8 protein-coding genes are annotated in these 15,273 nt (G+C 59.4%); 2 read left to right on the top strand and 6 right to left on the bottom strand.

What is annotated here, in order from left to right; genetic code table 11:
- Positions 1–4 precede the first annotated feature (4 nt).
- Together CAF74_RS02720 and CAF74_RS02715 are read left to right on the top strand one after the other, a co-directional pair.
- Entirely contained in the window at positions 5–4,111 is a 4,107-nt protein-coding gene (locus CAF74_RS02720) for a neuraminidase-like domain-containing protein (RefSeq protein ID WP_085745227.1), read from the top strand.
- Positions 4,108–8,439: a hypothetical protein gene (locus CAF74_RS02715; RefSeq protein ID WP_085745226.1), complete on the top strand. Its 4,332-nt coding sequence runs from the start codon at positions 4,108–4,110 to the stop codon at positions 8,437–8,439. The genes CAF74_RS02720 and CAF74_RS02715 overlap by 4 nt, the downstream gene beginning before the upstream one ends.
- 8 nt (positions 8,440–8,447) lie before the next feature.
- Here the strand turns inward: CAF74_RS02715 and CAF74_RS02710 are convergent, their stop codons facing one another.
- From CAF74_RS02710 to CAF74_RS02685, 6 genes are read right to left on the bottom strand one after another with little or no spacing between them, the layout of a single operon-like run.
- Positions 8,448–9,779 carry a DUF58 domain-containing protein gene (locus tag CAF74_RS02710; RefSeq protein ID WP_085745225.1) on the bottom strand — a complete coding sequence of 444 codons (1,332 nt, stop codon included), beginning with the start codon at positions 9,777–9,779 and terminating at the stop codon, positions 8,448–8,450.
- On the bottom strand, positions 9,776–10,777 hold the full coding sequence (locus CAF74_RS02705) for a MoxR family ATPase (RefSeq protein WP_085745224.1): 1,002 nt from the start codon (positions 10,775–10,777) through the stop codon (positions 9,776–9,778). Before CAF74_RS02705 ends, CAF74_RS02710 begins: the two co-directional genes overlap by 4 nt.
- A complete protein-coding gene (locus CAF74_RS02700) occupies positions 10,774–11,940 on the bottom strand; it encodes a DUF4350 domain-containing protein (protein ID WP_085745223.1) in 1,167 nt (388 codons plus the stop codon). Before CAF74_RS02700 ends, CAF74_RS02705 begins: the two co-directional genes overlap by 4 nt.
- Entirely contained in the window at positions 11,937–13,481 is a 1,545-nt protein-coding gene (locus CAF74_RS02695) for a DUF4129 domain-containing protein (protein WP_085745222.1), read from the bottom strand. Before CAF74_RS02695 ends, CAF74_RS02700 begins: the two co-directional genes overlap by 4 nt.
- Positions 13,468–14,445 carry a stage II sporulation protein M gene (locus CAF74_RS02690; protein ID WP_085745221.1) on the bottom strand — a complete coding sequence of 326 codons (978 nt, stop codon included), beginning with the start codon at positions 14,443–14,445 and terminating at the stop codon, positions 13,468–13,470. The genes CAF74_RS02695 and CAF74_RS02690 overlap by 14 nt, the downstream gene beginning before the upstream one ends.
- Positions 14,442–15,167 carry an RDD family protein gene (locus CAF74_RS02685; protein ID WP_085745220.1) on the bottom strand — a complete coding sequence of 242 codons (726 nt, stop codon included), beginning with the start codon at positions 15,165–15,167 and terminating at the stop codon, positions 14,442–14,444. The genes CAF74_RS02690 and CAF74_RS02685 overlap by 4 nt, the downstream gene beginning before the upstream one ends.
- Positions 15,168–15,273 lie beyond the last annotated feature (106 nt).

Here is a 15,273-nt window from a genome sequence, read left to right as displayed (position 1 = left end):
GGTGATGCTCAACAAAACTTCAGGTGAGCTGTCAGCCCTGCGTCGCAATGCGTTGATTGATTTCTGTCTTCACGCAAAACATGACAAGGCCAGTCATCCCTTTCCGATGAATACCCAATCGGCGGATGACCTCTGGGAATGGCTGCGCACCGATCCGCTGGACAGCGACGAAATTGAAACCTCGTGGGTGGCGGAGGCCAGGAGCTGTTTGCAGTCCTACCTTTTTGCGGTGTTGCAGAAATTTGAACCGGGGTACGACGGGCGGGAGTTCGATCCTGACCTTCTGCAAGAGTGGGATCTCGCCAGCAGTTACGGGTCGTGGTCGGCAAGCATGCTGCTGTTGTGCACACCTGAGGATTACATCACGCCTTATGTGCGCATCCGCAAAACCGGTTTGTTCAGGGCTCTTGAGAGTTATGTGAATCAGACCTCGATCACTGACGATTCGGTGCTCAAGGGCGCTCAGCGCTACCTGCGCAGCTTTGAAGAAACGTGCAATCTGAACGTCAAGACCGGTTATCTGGATGGGGCCAATCCGCTGGAGACGCATTATTACCTGGTGGGCAGGCAACGTGTTGCACCTTTTGGCTGGTTCTGGCGTGAAGCGAACATCAAACTCGCCTTCGACTCGCCATCGGTCAACCCGACTGACTGGCGAGAATGGAAATCTGCCGACATTCCCACCGATGACACTGTGCTGGATTGTCGGATGGTCTTTTGGGAAGGCCGGGCGTGCATGGTCTGGGTCCAATGGCGCCCGGGTGTTTTCGATAACGCGGGTCAACTGCAAAGCCTCCATGAGCTGGAAGTCATGGTGGCGTTCATCGCGCTGGACGACAGCTGGTCGCCACCCATTCGCTTGCATCTGCTGCAGACGGACAAGGACGTTTCGAAGGGTTGCCGGCTGGTCGCGGTAATTTTGCGCGACGAGATCGATACCTCGTATCCCAAGGGCAGGCTGGCGGTACATGTGACCAATGCCGAGCCCAAAGTCGGTACGTCGTCTGTGGTGTCTGTCGCTATCTATGAAACCCGTGACTCGCTGTTTCGCAAAGTGAAGGACGAAACGGCGGTCATGGATTACCTGGCCAATCACCTGTTTGTCGAGCGCCGTACGCTTCAGCAAAAGATGCAGCCGAAGCTGTTTCCGGCCGTTGACAGTGAGATCACCAAGCCCGGCACGCTGGCCGAGTACCTGGGGATCAAGGCTTATATCGTGCGTAACAGCGCTACTGAGCACTCGCTCTGGGTTCAGGGGCATTGTGCCCATGTCTCACGTGGCGTTGGCACGAACGTTGAGTTCACGCTGAAAGTCGAATTCACCACTGGTGGTGACCCGGACCCAGTTACTGCCAGTTACTCGAGTTCCGGTGGATGGGCAACGAAATGGCAGGAGATCAAGCGAACAGGGTTCAACAGCAGCACGCTCACCGTGAAACTGACAGGCGCCGCAGACTACGGTGAGCGAACCCTCGTCCTGACAGTCCCCGCCACGCTCGGTGATCATGGACCTCTACCGTACATCCATGACACCGATGCGCAGGGCGCCCAGTTTCTGGCCTTCAACCAACCGGCAAACGTTCTGAAGTTGAAATACGTCCGGCTCAATACGTTGATCGGTCACGAACTGGTGTTGCGCTCCAGTGTATCGATCGGCGTGTTGCTGGACTGGGCGACGCAGTTTCCGAAGGAGCCGCCTTTGCCCGAAAGCCAGGTCGAGCCGAACGGTCCGTTCGATGGTGCCAATGGTCTGTTTTTCTGGGAGCTGTTTTTTCACCTGCCACATCTGATTGCCGTCCGGCTGCGTGACGAGAACCGTTTTGAGGCGGCCCAGCGCTGGCTGCATTTCATATTCGAGCCGCAGTCGCCCGCTAAACCGGCGCAGGGTGATACCCCGGCAAGGCCGCAATACTGGCATTGCCGGCCTCTGGACGTGGAAAAGCCCGACATCTGCTATTGCTATGAAGTCTTCGCACCGGGGGATCCGGATGCCATCGCCTATTCATCGCCCTGGCATTACAAGGTCGTGATTTTCCTCGAGTATGTGAACAACCTCATCGCCTGGGGTGACTGGCTCTATCGCCAGATGACGCGGGACAGCCTGACGGCCGCCAAGCTGCAGTATGTCCGGGCCCGATCGCTGATGGGAGCCAGGCCGGATACCCGTAGCGTCAATCGCTGGGTTGCAAAGGAACTTGGTGAACTTGTGGGAGAGATGCAGACCCGACCGGCCCTCGCGGAGTTTGAAACGACATTGCAGCTGCGAACAGAGGATTTACCGGTCAGGGCTGCGCGTACTCAGTATTTGGGTGTGTACGGCACGCGTTCTTTCAATATACCGGTCAGCCCGCGTTTGCTGACGTTCTTTGACCTGCCTGATCAGCGTATCGACAACATTCGCCATGGTCGGACAATCGACGGCAAGCTTGCATCCATCCCTCTTTTTACCGCCATGGATCCAAGTGAGTTGTTGAATCGCCTGGCAGCCGGTAAGGCGGGACCGGTGCGACCGATGGGTGGACAGTTGCGAGTTGCGGTCTATCGCTGGGACGTACTGTTCAATGCAGCGTTGCAGATGGTGCAGTACCTGCAGGAGCTGGGGAACGAAGTACAGCGTCTGCTTGAGCAGCAGGATCGTGTCCAGCAGGAGACGTTGCAGCAACGCCATTTGACTGAGCTTGGCGAATTCGCTCGTCGGGCACAGGAAGAATCCATAGCACGTGAGGTCGAGAGCCTTACGGCGTTGCAGCACAGCAGAACCATGGCCGAAGAGCGAGAGCTGCACTACGCCGATCTGTACGACAAGCACATTTCTCCCGATGAGTTCAAAGTCATGGAGCATGTTGAAGCCGCTTCGGGCCTCGCTTCTCTGGCCACTGGCTTTGAGATGGGGGCAGCGGTAATCCATGCGTTCCCCAAAATCTTTGGATTGTCCAATGGCAATCATGAGCCGGCTTATCTGGTCAGTGCCGTGGGATTTGGTTTTCGGATGGCCGCAGACGTGCAGCGCGCCAGTGCCGACAAGACGGCCACCTCCGAAAGCTATCGTCGTCGCCGAGAGGATTGGTGGTTGCTGCGTAAACAGGCCAATACTGAAAAGAATGCGATCAGTGCCCAGATTGCAGGTCAGGAACGGGCCATCAATGCAGCAAGGATCAATCTGGAACACACCCTTGCCGCGAATAGCCAGGCGCTCAGACTGTTCGAGTTCCTGCAGACCCGGGCGACCAATCTGGAGCTTTACCAGTGGTTGATGGGGCAACTGCAGACCTTGCACTTTCAGGCGTATGACGCCGCTGTTGCTCTGTGCCGGAGTGCCCAGACAGCCTTGCGGGCGGAAACCTGTGAGTTCGATGCCTATCAACTGAACACCGATGTCTGGAGCGACCAGCGGCGCGGCTTGACGGCTGGCGCGACATTGCAGGCCGGTTTGTTGCGAATGCGGTCGGAATATCTGCAACGCAATGAGCGACGCCAGGAGATCGTCAAGACCGTTTCGCTACAACGATTGTTCAATGATCCGGCGACCCGGCCAAAGGGTTTTGACAACTGGACTGATGCGCTGGACCACTTGCTGGCAACGGGCGCACTGGATTTCGAGCTGATCCAGCTACTGTTCGATCGCGACTACCACGATCATTACTGCCGCCAGATTTCTCGTGTCGAAGTCAGTCTGCCGGTGCTCACCGGGCCCTTCGAAAATGTGGTGGTGAAACTGATACAGGTCGGCAGCTATATCGCTACAAAACCGTCGAACGAGTCTTTGGAATATCTGCACTCCGGTGGAGGCGTTGCGCCTGTCGATGTGCTGATCAACCTGAGCAGTGGGCAGCAGGTTTCCCTGTCTACCGGGCTGGATGATACCGGTGTGGTTTCACTCAGAGCTGACGAAGGCATGACCCTGCCGTTCGAAAACACCGGTGTCGTTTCGCGCTGGCGGATCGTATTTCCCTGGCATTTGAACCAAAAGCCGATGCTGTCATCGCTGACCGATATCCTGATCAAGGTGTTTTACACCGCCAAGGTCGGGGATCTGGCTTTTTCCAGAAAAGTGCAGGAACTGGTGAACGAAGCTGAGCGCAAGGTCGAGGCCAAGAGGACTCAATCATGAACGAAATCGACATCGACACGGATCACAATTTCGTGATGAACGGCGACATGACTGAGGGCTATGACCACTGGGACGATGTGGCCAATCCGGGGGGCGTCGAAATCCGGAACGACGGTAACGTATCGTACATGGCGCTAACCCACCGCGCGGCGGTTCGGCAAAGGATGATCGTGCCGATCGGACAGCAGGCGGAGATCCGTTATGGCCTGCGTCTTCTTTACGACACCACCTATTTGTCATCGCCCGGGCTAGTGGTTGTAAACAAGAGGGGGAGTGACGAAAAGTTCGAAATCGAATTGCCGGTGAAGACAGGGTTGCAGGATGTCGATCCTTTGGCGATTGATCTGACCGAGATGCGCAAGGATTTGCCGGACAGCCTGGATTTACAAGCGGGTGATGAGCTGGAGATTAATTTGAGCAGCCCGGCAAGGGGTGTGGGCGAACCCAGCTCTGTGGAAATTCGTCTGACCGGGATAGAGATAAAGCTGAATCTTCCGGAGTTGGGGGGGGTGGCCGTTCTCATTGATGGCAAACGTTTCGACGCGGGCAACGTTGTGCCGATCTGCCTGGGGGCTACCGGGGATCAACATCACAGGGTTTTGTTTAAGGTTGATCCGCAGAGTGTCTGGAAAAATCTCGAGGCCAGCCTGTGGATTGAAGATAACCCGCTGGAGGCCATTACCGCCGAGCCCGAGTTGGGAACATCTCAGCTCATCAGTCTGGACTGGCTGCTGGATTGTCCGCAGCCGTCAGGCAGAGAACCTTATGAGCTGGAGGCGAAGATTTACAGCAAATACTCGGCGCCAGCGTATCCGCTATTGGTTTCCTGGGGGCATCACCTCCTGGAGCTGTTCGTACTCAAACAGGCCGAGACGTACCCGGTCATCGAGTACAACCAATCGGTGGAGCTGCAGGTTCAGGTCAGATCCTTCTATACCCAGGCACCGGTAGCGAGTGAGGTGGTCTGGCGGGCAGAGGATAAGGCCGGGAAGGTTTTGCACCGGGCACCCACCGATGCTCAAGGTCGAGCGACCTATCTGTGCACGCCAACCGAGGATGGGGTGAGCAGGGTTATCGCCTCGGTTGCCAGCCCTTTGTCCGACGATGGCGAAGCGACGCATATCTTCGAAGTTCGGGCGTTTGCTATCGATCCGTTCAAAACCTTACAGGCTCGGTTCGATGGTGGGGCACCGGCCGTCTGGGGGGAGAAGACCCGCTATCCGGAACGCGGTGAGTCATTCCCTGTCAATCTGGATATTACTGCGGAGCATCCTCTGATTGCCGCCAACTTTTTCCTGATCTGGGCAAATGGTGATTCACAAGAGGACGTCGGAGCAACCGCTCAACCGAACTTCGGGGCTCCTGCGCCTGTAGTTGACGGTACAGTCCTCTGGACAACGACCTTCGAGGACAAGCGCGACGGCCTGTTTGATTGGGTTCTCGGTTGTTCCAGGTTGCAGCATTTATCGCCAGGCAATGCCCTGTCGCTGGCTTACAACAGAGTCGAGATCGGCAAGACCTGGGGGCCGAACAAGTTGCCGATGGTGGACGAAAGCGAAATCGTCACCTGCATGGTGAATGTGCAAAAGGGCGACAGACAGCCTGTCAGTAACGTAAAAGTCGAGTTTGAAACACCGAAGGGTACAGTCACATCCCTCACGGGCGTGGATGGCTGGGCAAGCGTGGATTACTTGCCCGCCAATGCCGGTGACCAGAATATCGTCGCGCGGGTACAGCGCCACGAAGACGCGCCAGTGGATGAACATTCATTCGCCGTCAAAGCTTTGCCCACCAGCGCATGGAAAGGGCAGGTCAACTTCTCTTTGGACGGGAAACCGATCGATCGACTGATTCAGGGTGTGGTCTGTCGGCGTGGCAGAGCGCACAAGCTGCGGATTGATCCCGTTGCGAACAGCAACTTTATCGGCAAGTCGATTGCACTGCACTGGAATGCAAATACGCCCCCTTTACCGGGGTTTCAGCTGGACCCGCAAGTCGATGTTCCTCGGGTCATGACTTTTTTCGGCCTTGAGTGGCACATCACCTCGGGCACCGATCTCAGCGGGTTCTCGACATTGGCGTTCAGCAGTTCCCATTTGCCGGAAAAGTGCGAGTTTCCCTTGCGGCTGCTGGCCGCCGATCTCGCCAGTGAGGTCCGGGCGATGCTTGATCATGTTTCAGCTGAACCGGGTAACGACAGGTTGTATCCCTGCCTGTGGACGTCTCACCAGTCGATGTATATGCCATATGGGATCAGCGCACTGCATGGGCTGCCTGTGAAAATGGCCATCACACCCTTGGCACCGGGAATGGAGGTCAACCCACCACTGACTGAGGATGTCGTCATGACGGCGGGTGGTGCGCGCAGGCAACTGGATTTCACCAACAGCACAGCCGATGTCGAGATGACTCAGACCGCTACCATCATGATCGATGAAGAGTCGCTGACGGCGCAGACTCAATTGAAGTTGGGCCATCACAAACTCAAGATTCTGGCCACGCGCGGTCCTGCCATTGATCCCGTCATGAGCAAGGGCGAGCGTGCCAGGGTCGAGTTTCGCTTGGGCTCGGCGTTCAATGATCAGCCGGTCAAGGGGGCAGAAATCGCGGTGCAGACCGGGAGTGCCGGGCCGGTTTCCTTACGGACAGATGCCGATGGCTGGGCGCGGCACGATGCACTGCCGAGTCAGGCCGGTATAAGCTTCATCACTGCTGTTGCTTCGAATCCTTACGATGGGTCAACGGCGGAAACCCGGACGCAGCTCACTGCCCTGGCAACGGATCCCTGGCTGGATCTGGATCTGGATCTGGATCTGGATCCGGATGTTTCCGTGAGCGCTTCACAGCGGTATGTGTGGGCAGCCAACGCGTTGTTTCCGAGACGCGGTGAGGCCTTCGGTTTCCGGCTTTTTGCGAGGGATGGCAGCCCCTTGCTTGATCAAAAGTTAGCGCTGGGTCTGGTTAATCCCGGCCGGAGTGAGGTCGGGCTCGAATTCAATCGGGTGTTGGGTGAATTCCACACGCTGGATGAGCGGGGGCTGGATTTTGAGCTCAAGGATGCAGATGTGAAGGACGCCAGTGTGTCTTTGCAGTTGGCTGCCTTTCGCTTGCTGGAACGTTCTCCTGTTCAGCCCCTGTCTTTGGGAAGTCGAGCCCTTGTCGCCCGGATTACCTCGACCAGTAGTGTTCTTGAGGTCGTTGATTGGGGAGCAACAGTGAACGCTGAAGTCACCGTAACCCATGTGTTGACCGGAAAGGCCATGAGAGGTTTACCGATCCGGTGGGAGTTGTCGGAGCAGGAGTCTCGGGTGACTTCCACCAACTATCGGGGGGTTGCGCAGATCAGCTTTGTTCCCGAAGTCGCGGGTCCAGGTATCGTCACCGCTTCTGTTGCCGGTGGCGCTGATTCGGCTTCAGTCGACTTTCGTTATTCAATGAACGAACCGTGCCAGATTGAAGATTTGGTCGTTGATGTGTCGAGCGGAAATCCCGGGCAAAAAGTGTCGGCGCATGTTTTCGTGGTTTCGGCTCTTAGCAAAAAGGCGCTGTCAGGGATCGAGGTGGGCTGGCGGCAGGGTGAACAAATATTGCCTTCGACATTCACTGATGCTCAAGGCAAGGCAACGATCGAGTTCTGGAGGGTGCCCGGTGAAACCCGATTGATCGCTTCGGTTCGAAGCGGTATGGCCGGTAACAATGTGAAGTCGCTGATACTGTCAGCCCCGCCGGATGAGTTGGTCGTTGCAGAGCTGGCCAGTGACAAAACCAGATTTTGGCTGGGTGAGACCATGACAGCACAGGCCCGAGTGCGCTATGAGCGACACGGGGGAGTTGCACCAGGCGTACCGGTGGTTTGGCGTTTCCCGACTTCGCAGTCGCGCACCTCCATGACCAATGAAAATGGACTGGCAATGATGCAAGAGATGCCTGCGCAAATTGGTTTGCATCAGTTGGCTGCCTATGTCCAGGAGACATCTGGCGGATCCGGGACTTTGAATTATGAGGTTCTTGATCCGCTTGATTCTCCTGACCATGCAGATATCGAGTCTGTGACAGCTTCGATCAGTCCGGTGCTCGTTAACACGTACACCACAATGACCGCGCTGATTGTGGCAACGCGGTCCCGCCAGCCTATGGCGAACAGGAAAGTCTTCGTTTCCAGAAATGGACAGCCAAGCCAGGAATCAAGCACCGACAATCAGGGCAAGTACTCGCACTCCTGGTCGCCGACTTCAACCTCTGAGCAGGTTTCTCTTCGGGTCACCCTGGAAAACCCCGGCGGTACTTCGGTCAGCAAGGGGGTGACTGTGCCTGTTGTGGACCGTTGATCCGGAAGTCACAAGGCCTCGCCTTTTTTCCAGGCCAGATATCGGGCCACCAACTCGGCGCCCAGTTCGGTGGGCCGGGCATTGATGATCGGTAGTCCATGAGTCCTCAACTGCTCATGGAGTCTTGCCGTGCCGTTCAAGTAATCCACCGTTGCACAATAGGCCAGCGCTTCCGTCAGCGATTGAACCGGAGTCAGCCGCACGTGTTCGAGCCTTTCTTCGTACAGGCTGGCGATGAGTACGCGGTGTTGCCTGCCCAGTTGTGTCATGGCAGTCAGCAGCTCTTCATCAACCTCATCCCGCACATTAGTCACCAACACCACCAGCGCCCGACGCTTCTGCCTGGCCAACAACTGATCCACCGCCGCCGGATAATCCGCCGAACGTCGCGTGCTATCCAGATCATAAACACCGTTGAGCAACACCTTGAGCTGCCCCGTACCTTTGACCGGTGCAATAAACCGAGGCTGATCGCTGGCGAAGGTGGACAAGCCCACCGCATCCCCCTGCCGCAGCGCCACATAACTCAACAGCAGACACGCATTCAACGCATGATCGAAATGCGACAGCTCGCCGTCCTGACTGCGCATCTGTCGCCCGCAGTCGAGCATAAAAATGATCTGTTGATCCCGTTCGTCTTCGTATTCGCGGGCAATCGGTGTGCGGTGGCGGGCGGTGGCTTTCCAGTCGATCTGGCGCAGGCTGTCGCCTTCGCGAAATTCTCGCAGTTGATGGAATTCCATCCCTTGGCCACGGCGTTGGCGCTGGCGTACGCCGAGCTGGCTGAGCCAGTTGTCGACCGCCAGCAATTGGCCGCCGTAGAGACGGGCGAAGTCGGGGTAGACGCGGGTGTGGTCGGTGATGTTCAGCAGGCGTTTGCCGGACCACAGGCCGAAGGGGCTCGGCAAGTTGAGTTCGCAGGTTTCGAAAGTGAAGTGGCCGCGTTTGAGTGGGCGCAGGCGGTAGCCGATCAGGCTGCGCTGGCCGGGTTGCAGCTCGGTGGAGAGCGGCAGGTTTTCATGGCTGAGGCCGTCGGGTACGTGGTCGAAGAGTTGAATGGCCAGTGGTGGGTCGAGGTCGTGTTCGACTTCCAGCCGGATTTCGCTCCAGCGACCGAGGGCCAGGCTGCCGGGCATCTGTCGTTGCACGCGGGGCGAGGGCAGGCGCTTGAGGCGCAGCGCGTCCAGCAGGCTCAGCGCAAACAGCGCCAGCAACAATCCCCAGTTGATCGACAGCAGGCCCGATGGCACCTCGACGTCCAGCGCCTGCAACGCGCCCAGCACAATGCCGATGACCAGCAGGATCGCCAGCCAGATCAACAGCAGGCGCGAGGGTTTCACAGGCGCGGCGCCGGTACTTGGTCGAGCAGTTGCTGAAGGACTTGATCGACTTGCAGCCCTTCGATGTCCAGCTCCGGTGCAAGGCGTACGCGATGGCGCAACACCGCCAGTGCGCAGCCCTTGATGTCGTCGGGAATCACGAATTCACCGCCGCGCAACAGGGCTCGGGCGCGGGCGCAGCGCACCAGTGCAATGGAGGCACGTGGCCCGGCGCCGAGGGTCAGCCCCGGCCAGGTGCGGGTGCTGCGGGCGAGGCGCACGGCGTAATCGAGTACCTGCTCGTCCAGCGGCAGATCGCTGGCGATGCGCTGCAGGGCTTGCACGTCCTTGGCCTGCAACACGGTGCGCAGCGGTTGCACGTCGAGCATATCGGCGCGGGTCGAGCGGCTGACCTGACGCACCATGTCCAGCTCCTGATCGGCGTCGGGATAGTCCATGCGCACCTTGAGCATGAAACGGTCGAGTTCGGCCTCCGGCAGCGGGTAAGTGCCTTCCTGTTCGATCGGGTTCTGCGTGGCGAGCACCATGAATGGCTGGGCAATCGGCAGGGCCCGGCCTTCGAGGGTGACCTGACGTTCCTGCATCGCTTCGAGCAGGGCGGCTTGCGTCTTGGCCGGGGCGCGGTTGATCTCGTCGGCCAGCAGCAGGTTGGTGAACAACGGGCCTTTGCGCAGTTTGAATTGCTCGGTCTGCAGGTCGTAGACCGCGTGGCCGGTGACGTCGCTGGGCATCAGGTCCGGGGTGAACTGAATGCGCGCGAACTCGCCGCCGAAGCACTTCGCGAGGGCGCGTACCAACAAGGTTTTGCCAAGGCCGGGAACGCCTTCGAGCAGCACGTGACCGCCGGCGATCAGCGCGGTCAGCACGTCGTCGATCACAGCGTTCTGGCCGATCAGCGCCTTCTGCAATTCACCGCGCACCGCTTGGGCCAACTGGCTGGCGCGCTGGCGTTGCTGGGCCGCGTGGCTGGGCGAGCCGGGTTCGATGTGTTCGGTCATAGCATGTTCCTCAAGGCTTGCAGGTGGGCGACCTGACGGCAGAATTCGGCGCTGGACAGACGCCGCTTCGGTGCCGGGCTCAGGGCCTGGCTGATGGCACGGGTCGGCTGGCGGGTCAGGCGCGACAGCACCAGCCATTGTTCGGCGACGTTCAGTTGGTCGAAACCGGGATGACGATGGCGGGCGCGGCGCAGGACGTCCTGCTGCAACGCTTGCAGCAAGGTCTGTTGACCGTTGTGACGCAGGATGAAATCGGCACTGGCGCGCAGGTGTTCCATCAACTGCCGGCGACCACTCGGAGCCGGCGCTTGCAACGGTCCGTGACGCACGCCGACATGCCACAGCCACAGGCCGATCAGCGCCAACAGGGCGACGATGGCTTGCGGGAAATAGCGCCAGAGCAGGGTCAACAGACCGTCGTGTTCGGTGTTGTACAACAAGGTCACGGCGGTGTCGGCGCTGAGGTACCAGAGCAGCCAGGCATTGTCGTGCTGTGCAATCGCCGGGGTTTTCCACAGGTCGGCATCGGTGACCACGGTGATCGTGCCGAGGCCGAAAGCCAGTTGCATCATGTGCGTGGCTTTCGCGCTGTTGGCCCAGGCCTGGGCGAGGTTTTTCGGGTCGTCGAGGTGGAACGCGGTGTCGAACCCGGCATAGGCGGGCGCGTCTTCGTCTTCCAGATAGAGCTTGGTCAGGTTGGGGTAAGGATCTTCGGCGGCATCCGGTGGCGTGCCCTTGAGATCCTTGGTGAAGGATTGATGCAGTTGCACGCGGTCGAGTAGCAGGTCGTTGCTCTGTCCGGTCTTCTCATCCCAGATCGATTCGGCGACGAACACCAGCCTTCCGCCGGCCCGGGCCCAGTTCAGAACCTGATCGACCTGGCGCGGGGTCATTTTCGAGCGGTCGTTGAACATCAGCAGCGTGTGCTGGCGCGGGTCGATGTCGGGCAACACGGCGAGGCTTTCGGCATGACTGACGTCGATTCCGCGTTCACGCAGAAACATCTCCGCCGCCAGATAGGGATTGGCTTGTGCGGCGGGGGACGGGCCGTGATCGACCTCGGCCTGGTAAGGCGTGGCTTTGAGGTACAGATAAATGCCCAGCGCACCGAGCAGGGCGACGATCAGCGCGCCACCCAAAAGCCAGAGCGTGCGCCGGCTCAACGGGCAACTCCGTGGCCGAACAGGGTGCGCCAGCCATCACACAATTCCTGTTGCAGATGCGCCGCCGGTACGCGGTGCCCGTAGGCCATGTTCTGCCAGTGGCCGGTGAGATGACGGCTATAAGTGAGCAGGTCCGGTCGCTGCAATTGTTCGATCCGGGCCAGCACTTCGTTTTCGGTGTCGGCGGGTTTGAGGGTCAGGTTGAAGTCGTGCAATAGATGACTGAGCAGTGCCCGGTACAGCAGACCCAGTGCCGCACGCGGTTCGGTTTGCCAGAGTTGCTCCGCGTGGCTGGCGATGTCATCGGGCAGGCTTTCCTTTTGCAGATCCAGACCGAAGGCCTGTTGCGGCAAGGGCCTTTTGATCTGTTCGGGCAGGCGCGGACGGCGGCCGACGAACGCTTGCAGAAAATCCCGATAACGCCAGACCAGCCAGCCAAGCCCGGCGATAACTGCGCCCCACAGCACGACTTCGATCGCCTTGGCCAGACCGTCGAGGTGTCGACCGTTCAGCCAGTCGAGCAGGGTCTTCAACCATGGTGGTGCTTCGCCTTCCTTGGGTTTTTCGGCAGCAGCGGGATCTTCGCCGAAGCGATAACGGGTGACGGTTTCCTTGTTCTTGAACGGCGGTTGTTCGAGCAAGGCCTTGATGCTGTTGCGGGACGCCTCGCTGGTCAAAGGCTGGTTCAAGAGGCGCGGCGCATCCGGAGCCGTGGCAGGATCGACAGCCCAGGCTGAGGGCAACCCCGGCAACAGCAGACACGCCACCAGTAGCAAGCCGATTGCGCTGCTGTTCAAACGCTGGCGCAAACGGCGAAACACCAGTTCGATGTCCCAGGCTTCGAGGACGGTGCGGCGGTTCAGATACAGGCTGAACCCGCAGGCGACATACACCGGTTCCCAGATGACAAGGATCAGCGCATAGAACGCATTGGTCAGATGCTCCAGCCAGCGCCATTCGTAGTCGGCCGCGAAGATCAGGCTTTGCCAGTCCCAATCGGTTTCGACCTGTTGCGGCAGAAGCAGGTAGAACAACACCATCAGGCCGATCCACAGTGCCGTTTCCAGATGCACGCCGATGATCGTCAGCCACTGCGCGGCGCCGGCATTGCGTTGCAACAGCACTTGTAAACGCTGCTGGCGGGCGGTGCCGTCGAGGCCTTCGAGTTGCAGCACGGGCAGCAGGAAGCTGCGGCTCAGGCTGAAGCGGCGCCAGGTCAGGCTGGCGAGGAGTTGCGGCTTTAGCAGGCGCGGCCATTGGCGCAAGGCCTGTTTCAAGGTGGGTGTTTCGCCGAACAGTGCCTTGGACAGGATGTACAGCGGCAAGCGTTCGTAGGCCGGTTTCAGCCACCAGAAGATGAACACGGCGAGTGACGGCGAATCCCAAAACAACAGGCTGAGCACCGCGAAAAGCGGCAGGGTGACGATGGCCCAACTGGTCATCAGCAGGCGCCGGTGCTGCTGGCTCATGAGCACGCCCAGATCCATGCTTTCCCAGGTGGTGCGCGGACGGATCGCCACGGTCGCATCACTCAGGCGCATGACGGGTCCTTCCGGCGAATAGCAGATAGAGCGCCACGCAGAGCCAGAGCCCGGCGCCGACCAGGTATTTGGTCTGCGGCGAAACCCCGGTGCGCGACGACCAGTAGGCTTCGATAAACGCGGCGATCAACAGAAACAGCATCACGCCACTGATCAGCAGGATGCTCTGGCGCGCCGCAATCTGCAGGGCTTCGATTCGTGTCAGGCGTCCCGGCGCGATCAACGCCCAGCCCAGTTTCAGTCCTGCCGCACCGGCCAGGGCGATGGCGCTGAGTTCGAAAGCACCGTGCCCGATCACGAACGACCAGAAGGTCTGGCCGAAGCCGATCTCGCTGAGATGGCCGGCCACCGCGCCGATGATCAGCCCGTTGTAGAACAGGAAAAACGCACTGCCCACCCCCAGCAGCAAACCGCTGGCGAAGGTCTGAAAGGCGATGCCGATGTTGTGCATGATGTAGTAACCGAACATCACCCAGTCTTCGCTCGCCGCACGCTCGGCCGAACGCCCGAGATGGCCGGCGGCGGGGTCGTACATGCTCTGCATCTCGCGCACCTGATCGGCGGGGATCAGGTTATAGACCAGCTCCGGAAACAGGAAAACCAGCAAACCGAAACCGGCCAGGCTGCCGAAGAACAACAGGGCGGCGGCCAGCACGAAGCGCCATTCGGCGCGCACCAACCGTGGAAAGCCGGCGAGGATGAAACCCAGCACGTTAGCGCCGAGCTGGCTGCGATGACGGTAAAGCTGTTGATGGCCGCGCAGCACTTGCTGTTGCAAGGAGTCGACCAGAAAACTGCTGTAGCCACGTTCCTGCGCCAGCGCCAGATGCTGGCAGAGACGGCGATAGGCCTTGGGAAAATCCGCGACTTGCGAAGTGTCCTTGCCTCGTTCCAGACGTTCGAGGGCGAGGGTGAAACGCTCCCATTCGGCCTTGTGGCGAGTTTCGAAAAGGCTTTGCTTCATGACGGACCCAGCAGGCCGCGCGCGATGCCGTTGAGTTCACCGACGGCTTTCGGCGCACTGATGTGCAGTGGCTGGGCGAGTAATGCAGCAAGTTCGTTGACCCGCGCCGTCGACAGTTCACCCTGGCGCTCGGCGAAAGCGAGCAGGGCGCGTTGTTCAGTCAGGGTCAGCGGGACCGGCGAGCGGCGGGGTTCGGCATCGGGCAATTGCGGGCGCTTGAGCGGGCGTTCGCTATAGATCACCAGCGTGCCGGCAGCGATGTCGCCGAGGCGTTTGAAGGTCGGGTGTTGCAGGCAACTGATCGCACCGAGGAAATAGCCGAACGGCATCAGGTCGACAAAACGCAGCAGGTTGCGCAGCAGCGAGGCCGACCAGCCGACCGGTGTGCCGTCGTCGTGCACCACCCGCAGGCCCATCCATTGCTTGCCCGGTGAGCGGCCCTCACGCAGCACCTCGAACAACACCATGTACCACCAGCTCACCACGAACAGCAGCAGTGAGCCCAGGCCGATACCGAGTTTGCCGAGCAACGCCAGCACCATGAGCAGCAGGCCCAAAATCAGCCCGCGCAACCCCAGATCGAGGGTGAACGCCACAGCACGCACCATCAGGCCGGCGGGACGCAGCGGCAGGTCGATGCCTTCCGGCGTTTCGACCTGGTGCCGCGTGTCCAGTGGCGGGGCCAGCGGTGCTTTCCTTGGCGGTGCTGTGGTCTCGAGCATGGGCTACCTGATGTTGCCGGATCGGGATGCAAGTGCGTCCGATGCTAGCAGTCTCTCGGGGGGGAACGACATAACTATGTCATACACATCTTTCAACCAAAGGTGA

The organism is Pseudomonas sp. R45(2017), assembly GCF_002112305.1.
GTDB classification, from domain to species: Bacteria; Pseudomonadota; Gammaproteobacteria; order Pseudomonadales; family Pseudomonadaceae; genus Aquipseudomonas; species Aquipseudomonas paraglycinae.
Note: the sequence above shows the minus strand (reverse complement) of the source record. Positions and strands in the feature narration are given on the sequence as shown.

Excerpts from the sequence above, each read along its gene's own strand:
- CAF74_RS02720 (WP_085745227.1), top strand. The coding sequence starts at position 5 with ATGCTCAACAAAACTTCAGGTGAGCTGTCAGCCCTGCGTCGCAATGCG.
- CAF74_RS02715 (WP_085745226.1), top strand. The coding sequence starts at position 4,108 with ATGAACGAAATCGACATCGACACGGATCACAATTTCGTGATGAACGGC.
- CAF74_RS02705 (WP_085745224.1), bottom strand. The coding sequence starts at position 10,777 with ATGACCGAACACATCGAACCCGGCTCGCCCAGCCACGCGGCCCAGCAA.
- CAF74_RS02695 (WP_085745222.1), bottom strand. The coding sequence starts at position 13,481 with ATGCGCCTGAGTGATGCGACCGTGGCGATCCGTCCGCGCACCACCTGG.
- CAF74_RS02690 (WP_085745221.1), bottom strand. The coding sequence starts at position 14,445 with ATGAAGCAAAGCCTTTTCGAAACTCGCCACAAGGCCGAATGGGAGCGT.
- CAF74_RS02685 (WP_085745220.1), bottom strand. The coding sequence starts at position 15,167 with ATGCTCGAGACCACAGCACCGCCAAGGAAAGCACCGCTGGCCCCGCCA.